General features: G+C 69.7%; 18 protein-coding genes. 14 read left to right on the top strand and 4 right to left on the bottom strand.

What is annotated here, in order from left to right; genetic code table 11:
* Positions 1-165 precede the first annotated feature (165 nt).
* From metH to ACE4Q9_RS26670, 3 genes are all read left to right on the top strand, one after another.
* Positions 166-3,681 carry a methionine synthase gene (gene metH, locus ACE4Q9_RS26660; protein ID WP_397986769.1) on the top strand — a complete coding sequence of 1,172 codons (3,516 nt, stop codon included), beginning with the start codon at positions 166-168 and terminating at the stop codon, positions 3,679-3,681.
* 183 nt (positions 3,682-3,864) lie between these two features.
* Entirely contained in the window at positions 3,865-4,566 is a 702-nt protein-coding gene (locus ACE4Q9_RS26665; protein WP_397986770.1) for an HAD family hydrolase, read from the top strand.
* Positions 4,567-5,003: 437 nt separating this feature from the next.
* A complete protein-coding gene (locus tag ACE4Q9_RS26670) occupies positions 5,004-6,608 on the top strand; it encodes an ABC transporter substrate-binding protein (RefSeq protein ID WP_397986771.1) in 1,605 nt (534 codons plus the stop codon).
* Positions 6,609-6,763: 155 nt separating this feature from the next.
* Here the strand turns inward: ACE4Q9_RS26670 and ACE4Q9_RS26675 are convergent, their stop codons facing one another.
* Both ACE4Q9_RS26675 and ACE4Q9_RS26680 read right to left on the bottom strand, forming a co-directional pair.
* Positions 6,764-7,435: a response regulator gene (locus ACE4Q9_RS26675; RefSeq protein ID WP_397986772.1), complete on the bottom strand. Its 672-nt coding sequence runs from the start codon at positions 7,433-7,435 to the stop codon at positions 6,764-6,766.
* A 15-nt stretch (positions 7,436-7,450) separates the two neighbouring features.
* The gene (locus ACE4Q9_RS26680) at positions 7,451-8,623 is read right to left on the bottom strand and encodes a RecB family exonuclease (RefSeq protein WP_397986773.1); all 1,173 of its coding nucleotides are present in this window, start codon (positions 8,621-8,623) and stop codon (positions 7,451-7,453) included.
* Positions 8,624-8,802: 179 nt separating this feature from the next.
* Between ACE4Q9_RS26680 and ACE4Q9_RS26685 the strand changes: the two genes are divergently transcribed.
* The 3 genes from ACE4Q9_RS26685 (at position 8,803) to ACE4Q9_RS26695 (ending at position 12,141) form a co-directional block, all read left to right on the top strand.
* On the top strand, positions 8,803-10,353 hold the full coding sequence (locus ACE4Q9_RS26685; RefSeq protein ID WP_397986774.1) for a site-2 protease family protein: 1,551 nt from the start codon (positions 8,803-8,805) through the stop codon (positions 10,351-10,353).
* A gap of 65 nt (positions 10,354-10,418) precedes the next feature.
* Complete coding sequence (locus tag ACE4Q9_RS26690) at positions 10,419-11,321, top strand: tRNA (adenine-N1)-methyltransferase (RefSeq protein WP_111585200.1); 903 nt, start codon at positions 10,419-10,421, stop codon at positions 11,319-11,321.
* A 235-nt stretch (positions 11,322-11,556) separates the two neighbouring features.
* Complete coding sequence (locus ACE4Q9_RS26695; RefSeq protein WP_397986775.1) at positions 11,557-12,141, top strand: hypothetical protein; 585 nt, start codon at positions 11,557-11,559, stop codon at positions 12,139-12,141.
* 25 nt (positions 12,142-12,166) lie between these two features.
* Here the strand turns inward: ACE4Q9_RS26695 and ACE4Q9_RS26700 are convergent, their stop codons facing one another.
* Positions 12,167-12,469, bottom strand: a complete 303-nt coding sequence (locus ACE4Q9_RS26700) for a ferredoxin (RefSeq protein ID WP_397987335.1) — start codon at positions 12,467-12,469, stop codon at positions 12,167-12,169.
* 518 nt (positions 12,470-12,987) lie between these two features.
* Here ACE4Q9_RS26700 and arc point away from each other — a divergent pair.
* From arc to prcA, 6 genes are all read left to right on the top strand, one after another.
* A complete protein-coding gene (arc, locus tag ACE4Q9_RS26705) occupies positions 12,988-14,754 on the top strand; it encodes a proteasome ATPase (protein ID WP_397986776.1) in 1,767 nt (588 codons plus the stop codon).
* 232 nt (positions 14,755-14,986) lie between these two features.
* Positions 14,987-16,498, top strand: coding sequence for a depupylase/deamidase Dop (gene dop / locus ACE4Q9_RS26710; RefSeq protein ID WP_397986777.1), 1,512 nt, complete (start codon positions 14,987-14,989; stop codon positions 16,496-16,498).
* 171 nt (positions 16,499-16,669) lie between these two features.
* Positions 16,670-16,888 carry a ubiquitin-like protein Pup gene (locus ACE4Q9_RS26715; protein WP_016325855.1) on the top strand — a complete coding sequence of 73 codons (219 nt, stop codon included), beginning with the start codon at positions 16,670-16,672 and terminating at the stop codon, positions 16,886-16,888.
* Positions 16,889-16,926: 38 nt separating this feature from the next.
* On the top strand, positions 16,927-17,520 hold the full coding sequence (locus tag ACE4Q9_RS26720) for an endonuclease VII domain-containing protein (protein WP_397986778.1): 594 nt from the start codon (positions 16,927-16,929) through the stop codon (positions 17,518-17,520).
* Positions 17,472-18,317, top strand: coding sequence for a proteasome subunit beta (gene prcB / locus ACE4Q9_RS26725; protein ID WP_397986779.1), 846 nt, complete (start codon positions 17,472-17,474; stop codon positions 18,315-18,317). Before ACE4Q9_RS26720 ends, prcB begins: the two co-directional genes overlap by 49 nt.
* Positions 18,318-18,378: 61 nt before the next feature.
* Positions 18,379-19,128 (top strand): proteasome subunit alpha, encoded by a 750-nt coding sequence (gene prcA / locus ACE4Q9_RS26730; RefSeq protein WP_397986780.1) that lies wholly within the window; start codon positions 18,379-18,381, stop codon positions 19,126-19,128.
* 58 nt (positions 19,129-19,186) lie between these two features.
* On the opposite strand, the gene ACE4Q9_RS26735 is transcribed toward prcA, so the two are convergent.
* The gene (locus ACE4Q9_RS26735) at positions 19,187-20,209 is read right to left on the bottom strand and encodes a LacI family DNA-binding transcriptional regulator (protein WP_397986781.1); all 1,023 of its coding nucleotides are present in this window, start codon (positions 20,207-20,209) and stop codon (positions 19,187-19,189) included.
* A 121-nt stretch (positions 20,210-20,330) separates the two neighbouring features.
* Between ACE4Q9_RS26735 and ACE4Q9_RS26740 the strand changes: the two genes are divergently transcribed.
* Together ACE4Q9_RS26740 and pafA are read left to right on the top strand one after the other, a co-directional pair.
* Positions 20,331-21,590: an MFS transporter gene (locus tag ACE4Q9_RS26740; RefSeq protein WP_397986782.1), complete on the top strand. Its 1,260-nt coding sequence runs from the start codon at positions 20,331-20,333 to the stop codon at positions 21,588-21,590.
* Positions 21,591-21,599: 9 nt separating this feature from the next.
* Positions 21,600-22,961: a Pup--protein ligase gene (pafA, locus tag ACE4Q9_RS26745; protein WP_397986783.1), complete on the top strand. Its 1,362-nt coding sequence runs from the start codon at positions 21,600-21,602 to the stop codon at positions 22,959-22,961.
* Positions 22,962-22,972 lie beyond the last annotated feature (11 nt).

Here is a 22,972-nt window from a genome sequence, read left to right on the forward strand (position 1 = left end):
CATCACACGTGGCCCTCATGTGGCGCCGGGGCCATCCGCGTCCGCCTCGTGGACGCCTGTGCCCATCCAAGCCCACTCCCGGCTAGTCTGGCGCCGTGCGGCCCTCCCGCCCGTCGTGGGGGCACCGCATAGCCGACAGCCGTCGCACCTTCAGGGAGCCCTTACATGGCCTCGTTGCCAACGTCCCCTACCGCCGACAGCCGGGCCCGTGCGTCCGCGCTCCGAGAGGCGCTCGCCACCCGCGTGGTGGTCGCCGACGGAGCCATGGGCACCATGCTCCAGGCCCAGGAACCGACCCTGGACGACTTCCAGCAGCTCGAGGGCTGCAACGAGATCCTCAATCTCACCCGCCCCGACATCGTCCGCTCGGTCCATGACGCCTACTTCGCCGTCGGCGTCGACTGCGTCGAGACCAACACCTTCGGCGCCAACCACTCCGCCCTCGGTGAGTACGACATCTCCGACCGCGTCCACGAACTCTCCGAGGCCGGCGCCCGCGTCGCCCGCGAGAGCGCCGACGCGTTCACCGCCCGCGACGGCCGCCCCCGCTGGGTCCTCGGCTCCATGGGCCCCGGCACCAAGCTGCCCACCCTCGGCCACGCCCCCTACCGCACCCTGCGCGACGCCTACCAGGCGAACGCCGAGGGGCTGATCGAGGGCGGTGCCGACGCGCTCCTCGTGGAGACCACCCAGGACCTCCTCCAGACGAAGGCGTCCGTCATCGGCGCCCGCACCGCCCTGGACACCCTCGGCCTGGACCTCCCGGTGATCGTCTCGGTGACGGTCGAGACCACCGGCACGATGCTCCTCGGCTCCGAGATCGGCGCGGCCCTGACGGCCCTGGAGCCGCTGGGCATCGACATGATCGGCCTGAACTGCGCCACCGGCCCGGCCGAGATGAGCGAGCACCTGCGCTACCTCGCCCGCAACGCCCGCGTCCCGCTGTCCTGCATGCCCAACGCGGGCCTGCCCGTCCTCGGCAAGGAGGGCGCCCACTACCCGCTGACCGCCCCCGAGCTGGCGGACGCTCAGGAGACCTTCGTCCGCGAGTACGGCCTGTCGCTGGTCGGCGGCTGCTGCGGTACGACCCCCGAGCACCTGCGTCAGGTGGTGGAGCGTGTCCGGGGTCTGACCCCGCCGGCGCGTGACCCGCGCCCGGAGCCGGGCGCCGCGTCCCTGTACCAGTCGGTGCCGTTCCGGCAGGACACCTCGTACCTGGCGATCGGTGAGCGGACCAACGCGAACGGGTCGAAGAAGTTCCGCGAGGCCATGCTGGAGGGCCGCTGGGACGACTGTGTGGAGATGGCGCGGGAGCAGATCCGCGAGGGCGCGCACATGCTCGACCTGTGCGTGGACTACGTCGGCCGCGACGGCGTCGCCGACATGGCGGAGCTGGCCGGGCGCCTGGCGACCGCGTCGACGCTGCCGATCGTGCTGGACTCCACCGAGGTCAACGTGATCGAGGCCGGTCTGGAGCGCCTCGGCGGCCGCGCGGTGATCAACTCCGTGAACTACGAGGACGGCGACGGCCCCGACTCCCGGTTCGCGAAGGTCACGGCGCTGGCGCGGGAGCACGGCGCCGCGCTGATCGCGCTGACCATCGACGAGGAGGGCCAGGCCCGCACGGTCGGGAACAAGGTCGCCATCGCCGAGCGCCTGATCGCGGACCTGACCGGGAACTGGGGCATCCATGAGTCGGACATCCTGATCGACACCCTGACCTTCACGATCTGCACCGGCCAGGAGGAGTCCCGTGGGGACGGCATCGCCACGATCGAGGCGATCCGCGAGCTCAAGCGCCGCCACCCGGACGTGCAGACCACGCTCGGGTTGTCGAACATCTCCTTCGGTCTGAACCCGGCCGCCCGCATCCTGCTCAACAGTGTCTTCCTGGACGAGTGTGTCAAGGCGGGCCTGGACTCGGCGATCGTGCACGCCTCGAAGATCCTGCCCATCGCCCGGTTCAGCGAGGAAGAAGTCGCCACCGCCCTGGACCTGATCTACGACCGGCGCGCCGAGGGCTACGACCCGCTCCAGAAGCTCATGCAGCTGTTCGAGGGCGCGACCGCGAAGTCGCTCAAGGCGGGCAAGGCGCAGGAGCTGGCCGCGCTGCCGCTGGAGGAACGCCTCAAGCGGCGGATCATCGACGGTGAACGCAACGGTCTGGAGGCCGACCTCGACGCCGCGCTGCGGGAGCGTCCCGCGCTGGACATCGTCAACGAGACGCTGCTGGACGGGATGAAGGTCGTCGGGGAGCTGTTCGGGTCGGGGCAGATGCAGCTGCCGTTCGTGCTCCAGTCCGCCGAGGTGATGAAGGCGGCCGTCGCCCATCTCGAGCCGCACATGGAGAAGTCGGACGCGGAGGGCAAGGGCACCATCGTGCTGGCCACCGTGCGTGGCGACGTCCACGACATCGGCAAGAACCTGGTCGACATCATCCTGTCCAACAACGGCTACAACGTCGTCAACCTCGGGATCAAGCAGCCGGTCTCCGCGATCCTGGAGGCCGCCGAGGAACACCGCGCGGACGTGATCGGGATGTCCGGGCTGCTGGTGAAGTCCACGGTGATCATGAAGGAGAACCTGGAGGAACTCAACCAGCGCGACCTGGCCGGCAAGTACCCCGTCATCCTCGGCGGCGCCGCACTGACCAGGGCATACGTCGAACAGGACCTCCACGAGATCTACCAGGGCGAGGTCCGCTACGCCCGCGACGCCTTCGAGGGCCTGCGCCTGATGGACGCCCTGATCGGCGTCAAGCGCGGCGTACCCGGCGCGAAACTGCCCGAACTGAAGCAGCGCCGGGTCCGGGCCACGGCCGCCGTGGAGGTGGCCGAGCGACCGGAGGAGGGGCACGTCCGCTCCGACGTCGCCACCGACAACCCCGTACCCGAGCCCCCCTTCTGGGGCACCCGCGTCGTCAAGGGCATCCAGCTCAAGGAGTACGCCTCCTGGCTCGACGAGGGCGCCCTCTTCAAGGGCCAGTGGGGGCTCAAGCAGGTCCGCACCGGCGAGGGACCGTCGTACGAGGAACTGGTCGAGACCGAGGGCCGGCCCCGGCTGCGCGGACTGCTGGACCGGCTCCAGACGGAGAACCTCCTCGAAGCCGCCGTGGTCTACGGCTACTTCCCCTGCGTCTCCAAGGACGACGACCTGATCGTCCTGGACGAACAGGGCAACGAACGCACCCGGTTCACCTTCCCCCGCCAGCGCCGCGGCCGGCGCCTGTGCCTGGCCGACTTCTTCCGCCCGGAGGAGTCCGGCGAGCGGGACGTCGTCGGCTTCCAGGTCGTCACCGTCGGCTCCCGCATCGGCGAGGAGACCGCCAAGCTGTTCGAGGCCAACGCCTACCGCGACTACCTCGAACTGCACGGCCTGTCCGTCCAGTTGGCCGAGGCGCTCGCCGAGTACTGGCACGCCCGCGTGCGCACCGAACTCGGTTTCGGCGGCGAGGACCCCGCCGACATCGAGGACATGTTCGCCCTCAAGTACCGCGGCGCCCGCTTCTCCCTCGGCTACGGCGCCTGCCCGGACCTGGAGGACCGCGGCAAGATCGCGGCCTTGCTGGAGCCCGAGCGGATCGGCGTGCACCTCTCCGAGGAGTTCCAGCTCCACCCCGAGCAGTCCACGGACGCCATCGTGATCCACCACCCGGAGGCGAAGTACTTCAACGCCCGCTGAGGCCCCTGCCGAGGGCAGGAGGAAACGTCCTCCGGGCCACACCGGGGTGCCATCTGGCATACCCTCGGTGACAAGTGATAAACGAAGCGCTTCGCCGCGCGGAGTCGTAGACTGGTCGGTCCACCGCAGGCCGGTTTCCCGCACGGGAACCGGCCTGAACGTCCCTCAAGGAGGTGCGCCCGGATGACCAGCACGGTCCCCGCGCTCGGAACCCGTTCGGCCGAGGATTCCGCACTGCAAGCGGTCCTCCTCGACATGGACGGCACCCTGGTGGACACCGAGGGCTTCTGGTGGGACGTCGAGGTGGAGGTCTTCTCCGCCCTCGGCCACACCCTGGACGAGTCCTGGAAGCACGTCGTGGTCGGCGGCCCGATGACCCGCAGCGCCGGCTTCCTCATCGAGGCCACCGGCGCCGACATCACCCTCGCCGAACTCAGCGTCCTGCTCAACGACGGCTTCGAGGCCCGCATCAGCACCGGCCTGCCCCTCAAACCCGGCGCCGCCCGGCTGCTCGCCGAACTGCACCAGCACCGCATCCCCACCGCCCTCGTCTCCGCCTCCCACCGGCGCATCATCGACCGCGTCCTCGCCGTCCTCGGCCCGCACCACTTCGCCCTGTCCATCGCCGGCGACGAGGTCAGCCGCACCAAGCCCTTCCCCGACCCCTATCTCCTCGCCGCCGCCGGACTCGGCGCCCTCCCCGCCAGATGCGCCGTCGTCGAGGACACCGCCACCGGCGTCGCCGCCGCCGAGGCCGCCGGCTGCCGCGTCGTCGCCGTACCCTCCCTCGCCCCCATCGGCCCGGCCGAACGACGCACCGTCGTCCCCTCCCTGGAACACGTCGACCTCGCATTTCTGCGCGACCTGATGACGGAAATGCCCTAGCCGTTCACCCAGCGTGCAAAGGCCATTGATCGCGGCGGCCGAATATCCACGGAAGCGCATCCGGCGGAATTCACGGCACGCCCGCACGGTCGAATTCGGCTACCACCCCGGACAGTTGAAGATGTGACGTTCGCCACCCGGTGGGCCCTCGACAAGAGCTGACGAGTGTGCAGACCGGCCCGGTTCGGCCGAGCGTGACGGGACCTTGTGTCCCGATTGGTGAGACGCTGCACTAATCCTGCCGCTGTCGGGTTTTCGGTGCGTCCACACCCGGTTTCACAGCGTGATGAAGAGTCAACTCACGCGGCTGTGAACGCCCCACGGGGCGCGGACTAATCTCATCGCGAGAACATCGCCGAAGAAACCCCCGTGCTCCGCCGCGCGCCACCCATGCGCGCCGGAAACACGGACCCGAACAGCTCTGGAGAAACCCCCGCATGAACCGCAAGACTTTGGTGCTGCCGGCGGTGGCCGGCCTGCTCACCCCGGTCCTCGCCGCGTGCGGCGGATCGGGCAGCGGGAGCAAGGGCGGCGACGCCATCGTCGTCGGCACCACGGACCGGTTCACCGTCACCAAGGACGCCCCCGCGCCCATCGACCCGGCCTACGCCTACGACGTCGGCAGCTGGAACATCCTGCGCCAGACCGTCCAGACCCTCATGGCCGAGCCCAAGGGCGAGGGCGACCCGGTGCCGGACGCCGCCGAAAGCTGCGGTTTCACCGACAGCGGCAGCGAGCGCTACGTCTGCAAGCTCCGTGAGGGCCTCACGTTCGCCAACGGCGACCCGGTGACCGCCCAGGACGTCAAGTTCTCCATCGAACGCGCCCTGCACATCAAGGCCGACAGCGGTGTCTCCTCGCTGCTGAACACCATCGACACCATCGAGACGCAGGGCGACCGCGAGGTCGTCTTCCACCTCAAGACGGCCGACGCCACCTTCCCCTACAAGCTGTCCACCCCGGTCGCGGGCATCCTCGACCCCAAGGACTACCCCAAGGGCTCCCTGCGCGACGGCTTCCACCTCGACGGCTCCGGCCCGTACACCTTCCAGCCCGAGGTCAAGAACAACGCGATCGTCAGCATCACCTTCACCAAGAACCCCCACTACAAGGGGGCCCAGACGGTGAACAACGACAAGGTCGTGCTGCGCTCCTTCGCCGACGCCGACGCCATGGGCGCCGCCATCGACAAGGGTGACATCGACGTCATGACCCGCACCATGTCGCCCGCCCAGATCCAGAAGCTGGACTCCGGCAGCGACGACAACGTCGACCTCGTCGACATGCCGGGCCTCGAGATCCGCTACCTCGCCTTCAACACCAACGCCCCCACGGTGAAGTCCAAGGCCGTCCGCCAGGCCATGGCCCAGGTCATCAACCGCGGCGAACTCGTCTCCAAGGTCTACGGCACCGAGGCCGAACCGCTCTACTCGCTGGTCCCCGCCACCGTCACCGGGCACTCCAACTCGTTCTTCAACAAGTACGGCAACCCCAGCGCCGCCAAGGCCAAGGACCTGCTCACCAAGGCCGGCATCACCACCCCGGTGAAGCTGACCCTGCACTACACCACCGACCACTACGGCTCGGCCACCAAGCAGGAGTTCGAGATCCTGCAGAAGCAGCTCAACGACACGGGCCTGTTCGACGTCACCATCCAGGGCCACCCCTGGGCCACCTTCCGCCCCGCGGAGGAGAAGGGCCAGTACGACGTCTACGGCATGGGCTGGTTCCCCGACTTCCCCGACGCCGACAACTTCCTCGCGCCGTTCCTCGACAAGGACAACTTCCTCGGCTCGCCGTACTCCAACAGCGACATCCAGCGCACCCTGATCCCGCAGTCCCGCCGCGAAGCCAACCGGCTCTCCGCCGCGGACAGCCTCACCAAGATCCAGGACATCGTCGCCGACGACGTCCCGGTCCTCCCGCTGTGGCAGGGCAAGCAGTACATCGCCGCCCGCGACGACATCACCGGCGTCTCCTACGCCGTCAACTCCTCCTCCACGCTCCAGCTCTGGGAGCTCGGCCGGGGCGCCAGCGGCTGACACACCGACAGCGCCGGCGGCGACACCGGCAAGGCGGCAACGCCGACAACGGCGAAGGGCGCCCCTCTCCCGCGAGGAGGAGAGGGGCGCCCTTCGCCGTCGTACGGAACCGGGCAACGCGCCGTCGGCAACCGGCCGTCGGGACGCACCGCGGCCTACTGCGCGCCGGGGCGCACCAGACCGCTCTCGTACGCGTACACCGCCGCCTGCACCCGGTCCCGCAGGCCCAGCTTGGTCAGCACGTGCCCGACATGCGTCTTGACGGTCGTCTCGCTGACGAACAGATCCGCCGCGATCTCCGCGTTGGACAGCCCCCGCGCCACCAGCTTCAGCACCTCCACCTCACGGTCCGTGAGCGTGTGCAGGGTGTCCGGAACCGGCTCCTCACCCGAGGGCAGATGCGTCGCGTACTTGTCCAGCAGCCGGCGCGTGACGCTCGGCGCCAGCATCGCCTCGCCGTTCGCCACCACCCGGATCGCCTGCACCAGCTCGTCCGCCGGGGCGTCCTTGAGCAGGAAACCGCTGGCACCGGCGCGCAGCGCCTCCACCACGTACTCGTCCAGATCAAAAGTGGTCAGCACCAGCACCTTCGCCGGGCCGTCCCGGTCCGGACCACTGATCTGGCGGGTCGCCTCCACCCCGTCCATCCGCGGCATACGGATGTCCATCAGCACGACGTCCGGTTGCAGGGCCCGCACCTGATCGAGAGCCTGGAGGCCGTCACCGGCCTCGCCCACGACCGCGAGATCCCGCTCGGCCTCCAGGATCATCCGGAAACCCGTACGCAGCAGGGGCTGGTCGTCGACCAGTAGGACGCGGATGGCCACGTTGACACTCCTTCGCTAGTCCGCGCCCATTCTGCCCTGCGGTCCACCACCCGACTCCCGGGCCCTCACCGGCAGCGGATACGGCGGGGGAGTGCCCCCGAACTCCGGGCAGTGCGCCTGGTGATCGCACCAACCGCACAGCTTCGTCGGCCGCGGCCGCCACTCCCCGCTCTCCGTGGCCTCCCGGATGGCATCCCACAGCGCGCGCAGCCTGCGCTCCATCCGCTCCAGATCGGCGAGCACCGGATCGTACGTCCGCACCTCGCCGCTGCCGAGATACACCAGCTGGAGCCGGCGCGGCACGATTCCCTTCAGCCGCCACACCACCAGCGCGTAGAACTTCATCTGGAACAGCGCGCCCTCGGCGTACTCCGGCCGCGGCGCCTTGCCCGTCTTGTAGTCGACGATCCGGACCTCGCCGGTCGGCGCCACGTCCACCCGGTCGATGATGCCGCGCAGCCGGGGCCCCGACTCCAGCTCGGCCTCCACGAACAGCTCCCGCTCGGCCGGCTCCAGCCGCGTCGGGTCCTCCAGCGTGAACCAGCGCTCCACCAGCCGCTCCGCCTCGCCCAGCCAGCGCGCCAGCCGCTGCCCGTCCGGATCGTCCGCGAACAGCCCGGCCAGCTCCGGGCGGCTCTCGCGCAGCCGCTCCCACTGGCCCGGCACCAGCGCCCTGGCCCGCGGCGCGGTCCGCTCCCCGGCGGGCACGTCGAACAACCGCTCCAGCACCGCGTGCACCAGCGTGCCCCGCGTCGCCGCCTCGCTCGGCTTCTCCGGCAGCCGGTCGATCACCCGGAACCGGTACAGCAACGGACACTGCATGAAGTCGCCGGCGCGGGAGGGGGAGAGCGAGGTGGGCGGCGCGGCGGGACGGGGGGCGGGGACCGCGGAGGACACGGCGGCGGCTTCGGCGGCGCCACCGGTACCGGTGACCACCGTGGCTTCGCCGGTGCCGGCAGCTTCGGCAGCTTCGGTGGCCTCCGTGGGTGCCGGGCTCGGCGCGGCTACGTCATCCGGCGCGGTCGAGGGGCCCGGCACGGCCGGGACGGCGGGCGGCTCCACGATCACGGCGCCCGCGTCCACGGCCACGGCGTCCGTCGCCACGGCTGTCGTCGCGTCCGCCGCGGGCGGATCCGCCGGCTCGGGACCGCACGCCGCGGCTCCCGCCTCCTCGAAGCTGGTGTCCATGTCCACAGACCATACGGCCCACCACTGACAGTGACCCGCGCCACGGCCGTACCGGGCGCCCGACCACGGGGCGAACACCAGGGGTGCCGGGGCGAAACGTGCCACCACGGCCGCATACCATCGATCAGAGACCCTTCCGCCCCAGGAGGCGCGGAAGACGCTTCGAACGAGGGGACACCGTGGACGTGAGCGGCGCGAGCGGGCAGCCGCGGTCCGGCGACGATCAGCCGACCGACCACCCCGCAGTCCCAACGCCCCCGCCGCCGGCCCCCGAGGCCCCGGCACCGACGCAGGACGGCCCGGACACCGCCGGGAAGGCCGCGCCGGACACCGGCACGCACGGAGGCGGGGCGGACGAGGCCGAGTCGGACGAGGCCGAGGCCGCCGCGGGCACCCAGGACGCCGACGCACCCCGCAGCGCCGCCCCCGGCGACGACGCCCCTCGCGACGACGCCCCCGGCGACCACGCGCCCCACCCCACCCCCGAAACCCACCGCACCCTCGCCCACACCGAACCCCACCCCGGCCCCCCCACCGGCCCCGGCATCGCCAAGGGCGCGCCCCCGCGGCCGCCCAAGGAACCCGGCGGCGGCATCCTCATGGGCCGCCCCTTCGGCGTGCCCGTCTACGTCGCCCCCAGCTGGTTCCTCGTCGCCGCCCTGATCACCTGGGTCTTCGGCGGACAACTCGACCGCGTACTGCCCGAACTCGGCGCCGCCCGCTACCTGGTCTCCCTGTTCTTCGCGGTCGCCTTCTACGCCTCCGTACTCGTCCACGAACTCGCCCACACCGTCGCCGCGATCCGCTTCAAACTCCCCGTCCGCCGCATCCAGCTCCAGTTCTTCGGCGGCGTCTCCGAGATCGAGAAGGAAGCCGAGACACCCGGCCGGGAATTCGTCCTGGCCTTCGTCGGCCCCCTGCTCTCCCTCGTCCTCGCCGGACTCTTCTACCTCGCCATGAAGCCCGTGCAGCCCGGCACCGTCCCCGGCGTCCTCCTCGCCGGCCTCATGGTCTCCAACCTCATCGTCGCCGTCTTCAACCTCCTGCCCGGCCTCCCCCTCGACGGTGGCCGCATGCTCCGCGCCGTCGTCTGGAAGATCACCGGCAAACCCATGAGCGGCACCATCGCCGCCGCCTGGGTCGGCCGCGCCCTCGCCGTCGCCGTCCTCATCGGACTGCCCCTGCTCAACTCCTCCGGCGCCCTCGGCGGCGGCACCGAGGACACCGGCGGCATGGACACCGTCACCGACGCCCTGCTCGCCGCCATCCTCGCCGCGATCATCTGGACCGGCGCCGGAAACAGCCTGCGCATGGCCAGGCTCCGCGAACACCTCCCCGAACTGCGCGCCCGCACCCTCACCCGCCGCGCCGTACCCGTCGAGACCGACACCCCCCTCTCCGAAGCCCTGCGCCGCGCCAACGCCGCCGGCGCCCGCGCCCTCGTCGTCGTCGACGCCGACGGCCACCCCCTCTCCCTCGTCCGCGAATCCGCCATCGTCGGCGTACCCGAACACCGCCGCCCCTGGGTCCCCGTCAGCAGCCTCGCCCAGGACCTCACCGACGACATGCGCGTCTCCGCCGAACTCGCCGGCGAAGAGCTCCTCGACGCCCTGCGCGCCGCCCCCGCCACCGAATACCTCGTCGTCGAGAACACCGGCGAGATCTACGGCGTCCTCTCCGCCGCCGACGTCGAACGCGCCTTCGTCAAGGCCATGGCCCGCCCCGCCTGACCCGCCCGCGGCCCCCACCCCCGCGGCCGGTCAAGGCCCCGGCGGGAACCCGGTAGTCTGGTCACATGTCCGAACCGACCGGTGCCGCCCGCAGGCGCGGGCCCTTCAAGGTCGGGGACCAGGTACAGCTGACCGACCCCAAGGGCCGCCACTACACGTTCACGCTCGAAGCCGGAAAGAACTTCCACACCCACAAGGGTTCCTTCCCGCACGACGAACTGATCGGTGCTCCCGAGGGCAGCGTTGTCCGCACCACCGGCAACGTGGCCTACCTCGCGCTGCGCCCCCTGCTCCCCGACTACGTCCTGTCCATGCCCCGCGGGGCAGCCGTCGTCTACCCGAAGGACGCGGGACAGATCCTCGCCTTCGCCGACATCTTCCCCGGCGCCCGCGTCGTGGAAGCCGGCGTCGGCTCCGGCTCCCTCAGCAGCTTCCTGCTGCGGGCCATCGGCGACCAGGGCATGCTGCACTCCTACGAGCGCCGCGACGACTTCGCCGACATCGCCCGGCAAAACGTCGAACGCTACTTCGGCGGCCCCCACCCCGCCTGGCAGCTCACCGTCGGCGACCTCCAGGACAACCTGTCCGACACCGACGTCGACCGTGTCATCCTCGACATGCTCGCCCCCTGGGAATGCCTGGAAGCCGTCTCCAAGGCACTCGTCCCCGGCGGCATCCTGTGCTGCTACGTGGCCACCACCACCCAGCTCGCGCGCACCGTGGAATCCATCCGCGAGATCGGCTGCTTCAACGAGCCGACCGCCTGGGAGACCATGATCCGCAACTGGCACATCGAGGGCCTCGCCGTCCGCCCCGACCACCGCATGATCGGCCACACCGGCTTCCTGCTCACCGCCCGCCGCCTCGCCGACGGCGTCGAGCCCCCCATGCGCCGCCGCCGCCCCGCCAAGGGCGCCTACGGCGAGGACTACGCCGGACCCAACGCCGACGGCGGCACCGCCCGCTGACCCACCCCACCCCGCACAACACCACGGCGCCGTGCCCCAGTTCCCCGACCGACCCGGGAACTCGGACACGGCGCCCACGCGTTGACAGGGCACCAGGCTCCCGGAACACCGGCGACCCGCCCCCGCGGGCCCGCCACCACCGGGAATCGGCACCCCCCCCGTTCCCACGCCCTGTGACGTGTGGCACCATGCAGGCCACACCCCCCCGGCACAGCCCTCACAGGAGACACTCCTCGTGCAGCAATCCGCCGTTCCGGAGCTCGCTCACACCCACACCCGCCCCATCCACTGGCTCGCCACAGCCACCGCGCTCGCCGGCGTCGTCGCCCTCTCCTCTCTCGTACGACCCGGACCGGCCACCGCCGCCCAGCCCCCCACCCACAGCGCGGCCGCCCCCGCCCCCGGAACCGCCGCCGCACCCCCCGCCACCACCGGCGTCACCTTCCCCCTCGCCTGCGGACCCGAGAAGGCCATCGTCGTCAAAAAGGCCACCGGCGACCTCGACGGCGACGGCCGCCCCGAAACCACCGCCGTCGTCCACTGCGACAGCGCCATGGGCACCCCACCCGACGGTGTCTACGTCCTCACCCGCGCCGCCGACGGCCACACCCCCCGCGTCGTCGCCACCCTCGTCGACCCCAAGGACCACCTCACCGTCACCGACCTCGCGATACACACCGGCACCGTCAGCGCCACCCTCCTCGGCTACTCCTCCGACGCCGTACCCCGCTGCTGCCCGGACACGAAAACCCCGGCCGCATGGCACTGGGACGGCAAAGCCTTCCTGCGCACCACCCCGGCCGGGGCCCACAGCGTCTGACGACGCGATGTCCGAAAAACGCGGCTCACCCCGCGTCGGGACCGTAAACCTCCACCCTGTCCGAAACCCTCCGCACATGGATGCACTCACCAGGACACTCCCTGGCCGAATCCACCACATCCGTGAGCAACGGCAACGGCACCGGAGCCACCGCCCCCGCCTCCTGGAGCAGCTCGTCGTCCGCGCCCTTCACATAGGCCAGACCGTCGATGTCCAGCTCGAACACCTCCGGGGCGTACTGGGCACAGATCCCGTCGCCGGTACACAGGTCCTGGTCGATCCAGACCTCCAGCGCCTCCCCGGCCGGGGCCTCCTGCTGCACGGTCACCTCTCCTGACATCAGTACGCCGCACCCCGGCACGGCACACACCGGCCGGGACCACACCAGCGGCAGTCGAACACGCCCGACCCTACCCCCGCCCCCGCAACCGGCCACCTCCGGCCACCAACGGGTTTCCACCCCAGGCGGCTCGGGTACGAGCGCTCGACCAGAGCCAGCACACCCCAGACCCCGGACGCACACTTCCAGCCACCCGCACGATGACACCACCCCACCACGCCGTCGCTCTACGTGATGACCGCTCGAGCGGCCCCCGACCTGCCCAAGAACCCGCCCACCCGGCCCGGAGCCGACAACTCCGGCCACTCCCGAAGGGTTTCGACCACGCCAACCAAGGAACAACCCGCTTCCCCATCACGTTGAGTGGGTATCCCCTCCGTGCGAGGGAGTGCGCACCGGGTGACCGACGACACACCTTGACAGTCAATGTGATCTAGGGGTTTCAATCGACACCCACCCAGGTAGGGTCTGGAAGCGTCCAGCTCCCCTTGGAGGAGGTGAGGACCGTGGCAGCCAACGACGACGACATGAACCGCGGCATCCGCCCGGGACGCGGGTCCGACGACCCGGCCGGGCAGATCGCCTACCTTGAGCAGGAGATCGCCGTCCTGCGACGTAAGCTCGCCGACTCTCCGCGGCACACGAGGATTCTCGAAGAGCGGATCGTCGAGCTACAGACCAACCTGGCCGGCGTGTCCGCCCAGAACGAACGACTGGCCAACACACTCCGCGAGGCCCGCGACCAGATCGTGGCCCTCAAGGAAGAAGTCGACCGGCTCGCCCAGCCGCCGGCCGGCTTCGGAGTCTTCCTGCAAGCCAACGAGGACGGCACCGCCGACATCTTCACCGGCGGCCGCAAACTCCGCGTGAACGTCAGCCCCAGCGTCGACCTCGACGACATGCGACGCGGCCAGGAAGTCATGCTCAACGAAGCGCTCAACGTGGTCGAGGCCATGGCATTCGAGCGCGTCGGCGACATCGTCACCCTCAAGGAGATCCTCGAGGACGGCGAACGCGCCCTCGTCCTCGGACACACCGACGAAGAACGAGTGGTCCGCCTCGCCGAACCCCTCCTCGACGTCACCATCCGACCCGGCGACGCCCTCCTGCTCGAACCCCGCTCCGGATACGTCTACGAAGTCGTCCCCAAGAGCGAGGTCGAGGAACTCGTCCTCGAAGAAGTCCCCGACATCGGCTACGAAGCCATCGGCGGCCTCGGCAACCAGATCGAAGCCATCCGCGACGCCGTCGAACTTCCCTACCTCTACCCCGACCTCTTCAAGGAGCACGAGCTGCGCCCGCCCAAGGGCGTCCTGCTCTACGGCCCCCCCGGCTGCGGCAAGACACTCATCGCCAAGGCCGTCGCCAACTCCCTCGCCAAGAAGGTCGCCGAAGTCACCGGCCAGGCCGCCGGCAAGAGCTTCTTCCTCAACATCAAGGGCCCCGAGCTCCTCAACAAGTACGTCGGCGAAACCGAACGCCAGATCCGCCTCGTCTTCCAGCGCGCCCGCGAGAAGGCCAGCGAAGGAACCCCCGTCATCGTCTTCTTCGACGAGATGGAATCCCTCTTCCGCACCCGCGGCTCCGGCGTCAGCTCCGACGTCGAGAACACCATCGTCCCCCAGCTCCTCGCCGAGATCGACGGCGTCGAAGGCCTCCAGAACGTGGTCGTCATCGGCGCCTCCAACCGCGAGGACATGATCGACCCCGCCATCCTGCGCCCCGGCCGCCTCGACGTGAAGATCAAGATCGAACGTCCCGACGCCGAGGCCGCCAAGGACATCTTCGGCAAGTACCTCACCGAGCGACTCCCCCTCCACACGGACGACCTCGGCGAGCACAGCGGCGACAAGAACGCCACGGTCCAGGCCATGATCCAGACCGCGGTCGAGCAGATGTACGCCGAATCCGAGGAAAACCGCTTCCTGGAAGTCACCTACGCCAACGGAGACAAGGAAGTCCTCTACTTCAAGGACTTCAACTCCGGCGCCATGATCGAGAACATCGTCGGCCGCGCCAAGAAAATGGCCATCAAGGACTTCCTCGAAAAGAACCAGAAGGGCCTCCGCGTCTCCCACCTCCTCCAGGCCTGCGTGGACGAGTTCAAGGAGAACGAAGACCTGCCCAACACCACCAACCCCGACGACTGGGCCCGAATCTCCGGAAAGAAGGGCGAACGGATCGTCTACATCCGCACCCTCATCACCGGAAAGCAGGGCGCGGACACCGGACGCTCCATCGACACGGTGGCCAACACCGGTCAGTACCTGTAAAAGCGGGGCGGCTGCGGGTGCCCACGGCGGGTACCCGCAGCCGACTGCTTTTCCGGCCACGACCGGAGCAGGCAATGACGCAAATGATCTCCCCACCAGCGCAAAGGCGTTCTAGGCTCTTTCCTACCGCCGAGTCGCGCAGTGCGGGCACGGGCACCGCACACGCACCGGAGCGCCAGCGGTACGTGAGCGGCGCCCATCACCGAGGGCGCCGCCGGGCAAGGAGGGCCGCATGACCGTACGGCGAGTAATGGGCATCGAGACGGAGTACGGCATCTCCGTCCCCGGCCACCCCAACGCCAATGCCATGCTCACCTCGTCCCAGATCGTCAACGCCTACGCGGCGGCGATGCACCGGGCCCGCCGGGCCCGCTGGGACTTCGAGGAGGAGAACCCGCTACGCGACGCACGGGGCTTCGACCTCGCGCGGGAGGCCGCCGACGCCAGCCAGCTCACCGACGAGGACATCGGCCTCGCCAACGTGATCCTCACCAACGGCGCCCGGCTCTACGTGGACCACGCCCACCCCGAATACAGCGCCCCCGAGGTCACCAACCCCCGCGACGCCGTCCTGTGGGACAAGGCCGGCGAACGCATCATGGCCGAGGCAGCCGAACGAGCCGCCCAGCTCCCCGGCGCCCAGCCCATCCACCTCTACAAGAACAACACCGACAACAAGGGCGCCTCCTACGGCACCCACGAGAACTACCTCATGCGGCGCGAGACCCCGTTCTCGGACATCGTGCGCCACCTGACGCCGTTCTTCGTCTCCCGCCAGGTCTTCGCCGGCGCGGGCCGCGTCGGCATCGGCCAGGACGGCCACGAACACGGCTTCCAGCTCAGCCAGCGCGCCGACTACTTCGAGGTCGAGGTGGGCCTGGAGACCACCCTCAAGCGCCCGATCATCAACACTCGCGACGAGCCCCACGCGGACGCCGAGAAATACCGCCGCCTCCATGTGATCATCGGCGACGCCAACCTCTCGGAGATCTCCACCTACCTCAAACTCGGCACCACCTCCCTGGTCCTCGCCATGATCGAGGACGGCTTCATCGCCGTCGACCTGGCCGTCGACCAGCCCGTCCGCACCCTCCACCAGGTCTCCCACGACCCCAGCCTCAAGCATCTGGTCACCCTCCGCAGCGGCCGCACCCTCACCGCCGTACAGCTCCAGATGGAGTACTACGAGCTGGCCCGCAAGTACGTCGAGGAACGCCACGGAGCCGATGCCGACGACCAGACCAGGGACGTCCTCAGCCGCTGGGAGGACACCCTCACCCGGCTCGAGAACGACCCCATGAGCCTGGCCGGGGAACTGGACTGGGTCGCCAAGCGCGAACTCATGGAGGGCTACCGGCGCCGCGACGGACTCGACTGGGACGCCGCCCGGCTGCACCTGGTCGACCTCCAGTACGCGGACGTACGGCCCGAGAAGGGCCTCTACAACCGCCTGGCGGCCCGCGGGCGGATGAAGCGGCTGCTGGACGAGTCCGAGGTCGAGCGGGCGCGTACGAAGCCTCCGGAGGACACGCGGGCGTACTTCCGCGGCCGCTGCCTGGAGCAGTACGCCGACGACGTCGCCGCGGCCAGCTGGGACTCGGTCATCTTCGACCTCCCCGGCCGGGACTCCCTCCAGCGCGTCCCAACCCTGGAACCGCTACGCGGAACGCGAAATCACGTCAAGGAGCTACTGGACCGCTGCCGTACCGCGGAAGACCTGGTCAGGGTGCTGTCGGGCGGGTGAGCGGAGCCAGGGGGGTACTCGGTGCGGTCCGCGGCGGCGGGTGGAAATCCCGCCGTCCGGGAATCATCGAGATGGCCCCCGTACGTTGCGGAAACTGCGGGGCCGATGTCGGACCCGGCTTGTAGGGTCTGATCATCACCGATCGGCAGGCTAACTGAGCGGGGTGAGGTTATGGCAACCAAGGACACCGGCGGCGGCCAGCAGAAGGCCACACGGTCCACCGAAGAGGTCGAGGAACAGGCACAGGACGCCCAGGCCTCGGAGGACCTCAAGGAACGACAGGAGAAGCTGTCGGACGACGTGGACTCCGTCCTGGACGAAATCGATGATGTGCTCGAGGAGAATGCCGAGGACTTCGTGAGGTCCTTCGTTCAGAAGGGTGGGCAGTAGGCTTCGCCTTTTAAGTGAAGGCATTCCGGGGGATTGGCTTGGGAAGTGAAGAGGGCGTGAAGCGTTGCTCGCGGTGCAAGCAGTACAGGCCGCGGGCAGCGTTCGCGCGGAACAGGGCGATGCGAGACGGGCTTCAGTGCTACTGCCGGGAATGCGCGGCCGAGTATCACCAAGCCCGCCAACTGGCCAGGGGCAAGAACGTCCGCCCTCGGGTCGTGGCGCCCGAAGGGCACAAGTTCTGCCGTCGCTGCGGAGAAAACAAGCCGCACGGTGAATGGCATCGCAACGCGAGGGCGTCCGACGGCCTCTCGACGAGCTGCAAGGCCTGTCGGGCGGTCAAGGGGCGCGCGGACCACCTGAAGCGCCAGTACGGCCTCACCGAAGCCGAGCGGGACGCGATGGTTGCCTCGCAGCGGGGGCTGTGCGTGATCTGCCTGAAGGCTCCGGCCGCGCATGTGGATCACTGTCACAAGACGGGTAAGGTCCGTGGCGTACTGTGCTTCAACTGCAATTCGGCCATCGGCAAGTTGGGAGACGATCCCGACGCCGTACGCCGGGCCGCCGCCTATCTGGAAGGAATCTCGTGGAAGCCAATACTCGTGGCACCGGGCGTCTACCAGCTGCCTTCCTGACGCCAGGATCCTCCTCCTTCATGGATTTCCTCGCCGGGCACCAGCCGGAGATGCTGCCGGGGAACCGGCAGCTGCCGCCGACGCAGGGGGTGATCGAGGCGCCGCACGGCACCACCATCGTGGCGGCGACCTTCCCCGGCGGCGTGGTGCTCGCCGGTGACCGCCGGGCGACCATGGGCAACATGATCGCGCAGCGGGACATCGAGAAGGTGTTCCCGGCGGACGAGTACTCCGCCGTGGGTATCGCGGGCACCGCAGGTCTCGCCGTGGAGATGGTCAAGCTCTTCCAGCTGGAGCTGGAGCACTTCGAGAAGGTCGAGGGCGCCCAGCTTTCCCTGGAGGGCAAGGCCAACCGGCTGTCGACGATGATCCGCTCCAACCTCGGCATGGCCATGCAGGGCCTCGCCGTGGTCCCCCTGTTCGCGGGGTACGACGTGGACCGGGCCAAGGGCCGGATCTTCTCGTACGACGTGACGGGCGGCCGTTCCGAGGAGCACCACTTCGCTGCGACGGGCTCGGGCTCGATCTTCGCCCGTGGCGCGATGAAGAAGCTGTTCCGTGACGACCTGACGGAGGAGCAGGCCACGACGCTGGTGGTCCAGGCCCTCTATGACGCGGCTGACGACGACTCGGCGACCGGTGGTCCCGATGTCGCCCGCCGGATCTACCCGATCATCACCGTGATCACCGAGGACGGTTTCCGCCGGCTCACCGGGGACGAGGCCTCCGAGATCTCGCGTTCGGTGCTCCAGCGCCGCCTGGAGGAGCCGGACGGTCCCAAGGCCGCTCTGCTCTGAGCGCGGCCCGGTTCTTGACAAGGTGATCACAGTGACCATGACAGAAAGGGACGGATAACCGGTGTCGACGCCGTTCTATGTCTCACCTCAGCAGGCGATGGCCGACCGGGCGGAGTACGCCCGTAAGGGCATCGCGCGTGGCCGCAGTCTGGTGGTCATGCAGTATGCCGACGGCATCGTGTTCGTCGGCGAGAACCCGTCCCGCGCGCTGCACAAGTTCAGCGAGATCTACGACCGGATCGGCTTCGCGGCGGCCGGTAAGTACAACGAGTACGAGAATCTGCGCATCGGCGGTGTCCGTTACGCCGATCTGCGCGGCTACACCTATGACCGGGACGATGTGACGGCCCGCGGTCTGGCCAATGTGTACGCCCAGACGCTGGGCACCATCTTCTCCTCGGCGGCCGAGAAGCCGTACGAGGTGGAGCTGGTGGTGGCGGAGGTGGGGGAGACCCCGGAGGGCGATCAGATCTACCGGCTGCCGCATGACGGTTCCATCGTGGACGAGCATGGTTCGGTCGCGGTGGGTGGCAATGCCGAACAGATCAGCAACTTCCTGGACCAGCGGCACCGGGACGGGATGAGCCTGGCCGAGGCGCTGAAGCTGGCGGTGCAGGCGCTGTCGCGGGACACGAACGGCGGCGAGCGGGAGATTCCGGCCGAGCGGCTGGAGGTCGCGGTGCTGGATCGTACGCGTCCGCAGAAGCGGAAGTTCAAGCGGATCGCCGGTCGTCAGCTGGCGCGTCTGCTGGAGGCGGACGGTGCGGCCGCGGCGTCGGACGGCTCGGAGGAGTCCGACGACGCGGAGTAGTCCGCCGTCCTCCCGTCTTCGTGAGTGCCCCGGCCGTTTCGGCCGGGGCACTGCGCGTTCAGTCGCGGTGGGGGCGTGGGGGCGCCGTGGAGCCGCGTAGGACGAGGTGGACCGGGATGTCGTCGCCGGTGGGCCGGTGGCCTTCGAGGACCGCGAGCAGGGCGTGCATGCCGCGTTCGCCGAAGAGTTCGGCGTCGAGGTGGACGGTGGTGAGTTCGGGGTCGAGGGCGGTGGCGAGGGCGAGGTCGTCGAGGCCGGTGACGGAGAGGTCGTCGGGGATGCGCAGACCGAGGCGGCGGGCGGCTTTGTAGGCGCCGGCGGCGAGTTTGTCGTCGTCGCAGACGATGGCGGTGGGGCGGGGTCCGGGGGCGGTGAGGGCGGATTCGGTGGCGGTGCGGGCGCCGTCGATGGAGATGGGTGCGCGGGCGGTGCGCAGTTCGGTGCCGGGTGTGGCGGCGAGGCGGGTGTGGAGTGCGTGGGCGCGGGCTTCGAAGGTCCAGGAGGGTACGTCGGCGGCGAGGTGCAGGATGCGGCGGTGGCCGAGGCCGAGGAGGTGGTCGGCGACCTGGCGGATGCCGTCGGCGATGTCGAGGTTGACGGTGGCGGCGCCGGGGCCGGCGGTGGGGTCGCTGTCGAGCATGACGAGGGGGAGGCGGTCGCCGCGGATGGCGGTGAGGGCGTCGGCGGCCATGGAGGAGGCGAGGACGCCATCGAGGGCGGCCTGGGCGGAGGCGAAGGGGTCGCGGGCCGGGCCGATGCCTTCGGGGGAGGGGTAGAGGACGACGCCGAAGCCGTGCTGGGCGGCGACGCGGGCGGCGCCGGTGTAGACGCCGGCGAAGAATTCGGTGGTGAGGGCGGGGACGACGAGGAGGACGGTGCGGGTGCGGCCGAGGCGGAGGTTGCGGGCGGCGAGGTTGGGCCGGTAGTCGAGGGCGCGGGCGGCCTGGCGGACGCGTTCGGCGGTGGCCTCGGAGACGCGGCCGCGCCATTTGTCGCCGAGGACGAGGGAGACGGCGGCCTGGGAGACGCCGGCGGCGTGGGCCACGTCGCGGCTGGTGGGTCGGGTGCTGCTGCGTGCCACGGGTGGGCCTGCTCCTTCGCCTGGACGCCTGAACAGCGCACATGGTACGTATGGGAGCGGAAGTTATACGTAACACTTGGGGCGTCGAGGCGCCCGGTACGAGCCAGGGAGGCGCCGCGAGATGGCCACGGGTTATCTGGAGATACTCCGGGCGCGGCATGCGCTGCGGCTGCTGACGGGCACGTTGGTGGGCCGGCTGCCCAATGCGACGGCCCCGATCGCCCTGGTGCTGTTCGTGCGCGCCTCGGGCGGGACGTACAGCCTGGCCGGTGCGCTGGCGGCGGTGTACGGCGTGGCGAACGCGGTGGGGCAGCCGGTGCTGGGCCGGCTGGTGGATCTGTTCGGGCAGCCGCGGGTGCAGTTGCCCGCGGCGGTGCTGGCCGCGCTGTCGATGACGGTGTTCGCGTGCGCGGGCACGAGTCCGCTGCCGCTGGCATATGCGGCGGTGGCGGCGGCGGGGCTGTGGGCGCCGCCGCTGGAGGGCGGGTTGCGGGCGTTGTGGCCGTCGGTGCTGCGGGGCGAGGAGCAGGTGCACTCGGCGTACGCGATGGACGCGGTGGCCCAGGAGGTCATGTTCACGGTGGGGCCGTTGCTGGTGACGGTGTGCGCGGCGGTGTGGGACGCGCGGGCGGCGTTGCTGGTGCCGAACGCGCTGGGGGTGCTGGGCGCGCTGTCGGTGGTGGTGTCGGCGCCGTCGCGGGCGTGGCGGTCGGCGCCGCGGGAGGCGCACTGGCTGGGTGCGTTGCGTTCGCCGGGGCTGCTGGTGCTGCTGGGCGCGTTCCTGTTCGTGGGGATCGCGCTGGGCTCGATCACGGTGGCGTCGGTGTCGTACGCGGACGGTCATGGCGGGGATGTGGTGTACGGCTGGCTGATGGCGGGGCTGGGGCTGGGCGCGCTGGTGGGTGGTTCGGTGTACGGGGCGCGGCGGTGGGCGGGGGCGCCGGAGCGGCGACTGCGGGTGCTGGTGGCGCTTCTGGCGGTGTGTTATCTGCCGTTGATGCTGGTGCCGGGTGCGGTGGCGATGGTGGTGCTGTCGGTGGTGGCGGGGGTGTTCCTGGCGCCGTGTCTCGCGTGTGCGTTCATCCTGGTGGACCGGTATGCGCCGCGGGGGACGGTCACGGAGGCTTTTTCGTGGCTGGTGACGACGTTCACGGTGGGTGCGTCGGTGGGGACGGGCCTTGCGGGGCCGGTGGTGCAGGCCGGTGGCACGGTGTGGGGTTTCGCGGTGCCGGGTGCGGCGGGGGTGGTGTCGTTGCTGGTGTTGCTGGCGACGGGGCGGGTCCTCGCAGCTCCTGTGCGGGGGGCGGTGGTTGCGGCTTCATCGGAAAATGATCCAAATCGTGCTGTCGAACCCCGTTTCAGCTCAACGGATCAGGCGTAATGTTCCCTCATGGACCGCCGCATTTTCGGGCTGGAGAACGAGTACGGCGTCACGTGCACGTTCAGGGGACAGCGCCGCCTGTCGCCTGACGAGGTGGCGCGGTACCTCTTCCGCCGTGTCGTGTCATGGGGCCGCAGCAGCAATGTCTTTCTGCGGAACGGCGCCCGGCTGTATCTCGACGTGGGTTCACATCCGGAATACGCGACACCCGAGTGTGACAATGTGATCGAACTGGTCACCCACGACAAGGCCGGCGAGCGCATTCTCGAGGGACTCCTGGTGGACGCGGAACGACGCCTGCACGAGGAGGGAATCGCGGGCGACGTCTACCTGTTCAAGAACAACACCGATTCGGCGGGTAACTCGTACGGCTGCCATGAGAACTATCTGGTGGCGCGGCACGGCGAGTTCTCCCGTCTCGCGGACATTCTGATCCCGTTCCTGGTCACGCGGCAGTTGCTGTGCGGCGCGGGCAAGGTGCTTCAGACGCCGCGGGGTGCCGTGTACTGCGTGAGTCAGCGTGCCGAGCACATCTGGGAGGGTGTGTCGTCGGCGACGACGCGTTCCAGGCCGATCATCAACACCCGTGACGAGCCGCACGCGGACGCGGAGCGCTACCGCCGGCTGCATGTGATCGTGGGCGACTCGAACATGTCGGAGACGACGATGCTGCTGAAGGTCGGCGCGACCGACCTGGTGCTGCGGATGATCGAGGCGGGGACGGTGATGCGGGATCTGACGCTGGAGAACCCGATCCGGGCGATCCGTGAGGTCAGTCACGACATCACGGGGCGGCGCAAGGTGCGGCTGGCCAGTGGCCGGGAGGCGTCGGCGCTGGAGGTGCAGCGCGAGTACTTCGACAAGGCCGTGGACTTCTGCGAGCGCCGCGGGATTCGTACGGGTACGGTCGCGCGGGTCCTGGAGTTGTGGGGCCGCACCCTGGACGCGATCGAGACGGAGGAGCTGGACCGGATCGAGACCGAGATCGACTGGGTGATGAAGTACAAGCTCATCGAGCGGTACCGGGCCAAGCACAACATGACGATGTCGCATCCGCGGGTCGCGCAGATAGACCTCGCGTATCACGACATCCACCGCCGGCGTGGGTTGTACTACCTGCTGGAGAAGAAGGGGCAGGCCGCGCGGGTCTGCAATGACGTGCGGATCTTCGAGGGCAAGTCGGTTCCGCCGCAGACGACTCGGGCGCGGTTGCGCGGTGACTTCATCCGGCGGGCGCAGGAGCAGCGCCGGGACTTCACGGTGGACTGGGTGCATCTGAAGCTCAACGACCAGGCGCAGCGCACCGTGTTGTGCAAGGACCCGTTCCGTTCGGTGGACGACCGGGTGGAGAAGCTGATCGCCGGAATGTAGTCGTCGGGCGG

The sequence above is a fragment of the Streptomyces sp. AM6-12 genome, from assembly GCF_044327085.1.
GTDB lineage: Bacteria > Actinomycetota > Actinomycetes > Streptomycetales > Streptomycetaceae > Streptomyces.

Excerpts from the sequence above, each read along its gene's own strand:
- metH (WP_397986769.1), top strand. The coding sequence starts at position 166 with ATGGCCTCGTTGCCAACGTCCCCTACCGCCGACAGCCGGGCCCGTGCG.
- ACE4Q9_RS26670 (WP_397986771.1), top strand. The coding sequence starts at position 5,004 with ATGAACCGCAAGACTTTGGTGCTGCCGGCGGTGGCCGGCCTGCTCACC.
- pafA (WP_397986783.1), top strand. The coding sequence starts at position 21,600 with ATGGACCGCCGCATTTTCGGGCTGGAGAACGAGTACGGCGTCACGTGC.
- ACE4Q9_RS26665 (WP_397986770.1), top strand. The coding sequence starts at position 3,865 with ATGACCAGCACGGTCCCCGCGCTCGGAACCCGTTCGGCCGAGGATTCC.
- ACE4Q9_RS26690 (WP_111585200.1), top strand. The coding sequence starts at position 10,419 with ATGTCCGAACCGACCGGTGCCGCCCGCAGGCGCGGGCCCTTCAAGGTC.
- dop (WP_397986777.1), top strand. The coding sequence starts at position 14,987 with ATGACCGTACGGCGAGTAATGGGCATCGAGACGGAGTACGGCATCTCC.
- ACE4Q9_RS26715 (WP_016325855.1), top strand. The coding sequence starts at position 16,670 with ATGGCAACCAAGGACACCGGCGGCGGCCAGCAGAAGGCCACACGGTCC.
- ACE4Q9_RS26740 (WP_397986782.1), top strand. The coding sequence starts at position 20,331 with ATGGCCACGGGTTATCTGGAGATACTCCGGGCGCGGCATGCGCTGCGG.
- ACE4Q9_RS26680 (WP_397986773.1), bottom strand. The coding sequence starts at position 8,623 with ATGGACACCAGCTTCGAGGAGGCGGGAGCCGCGGCGTGCGGTCCCGAG.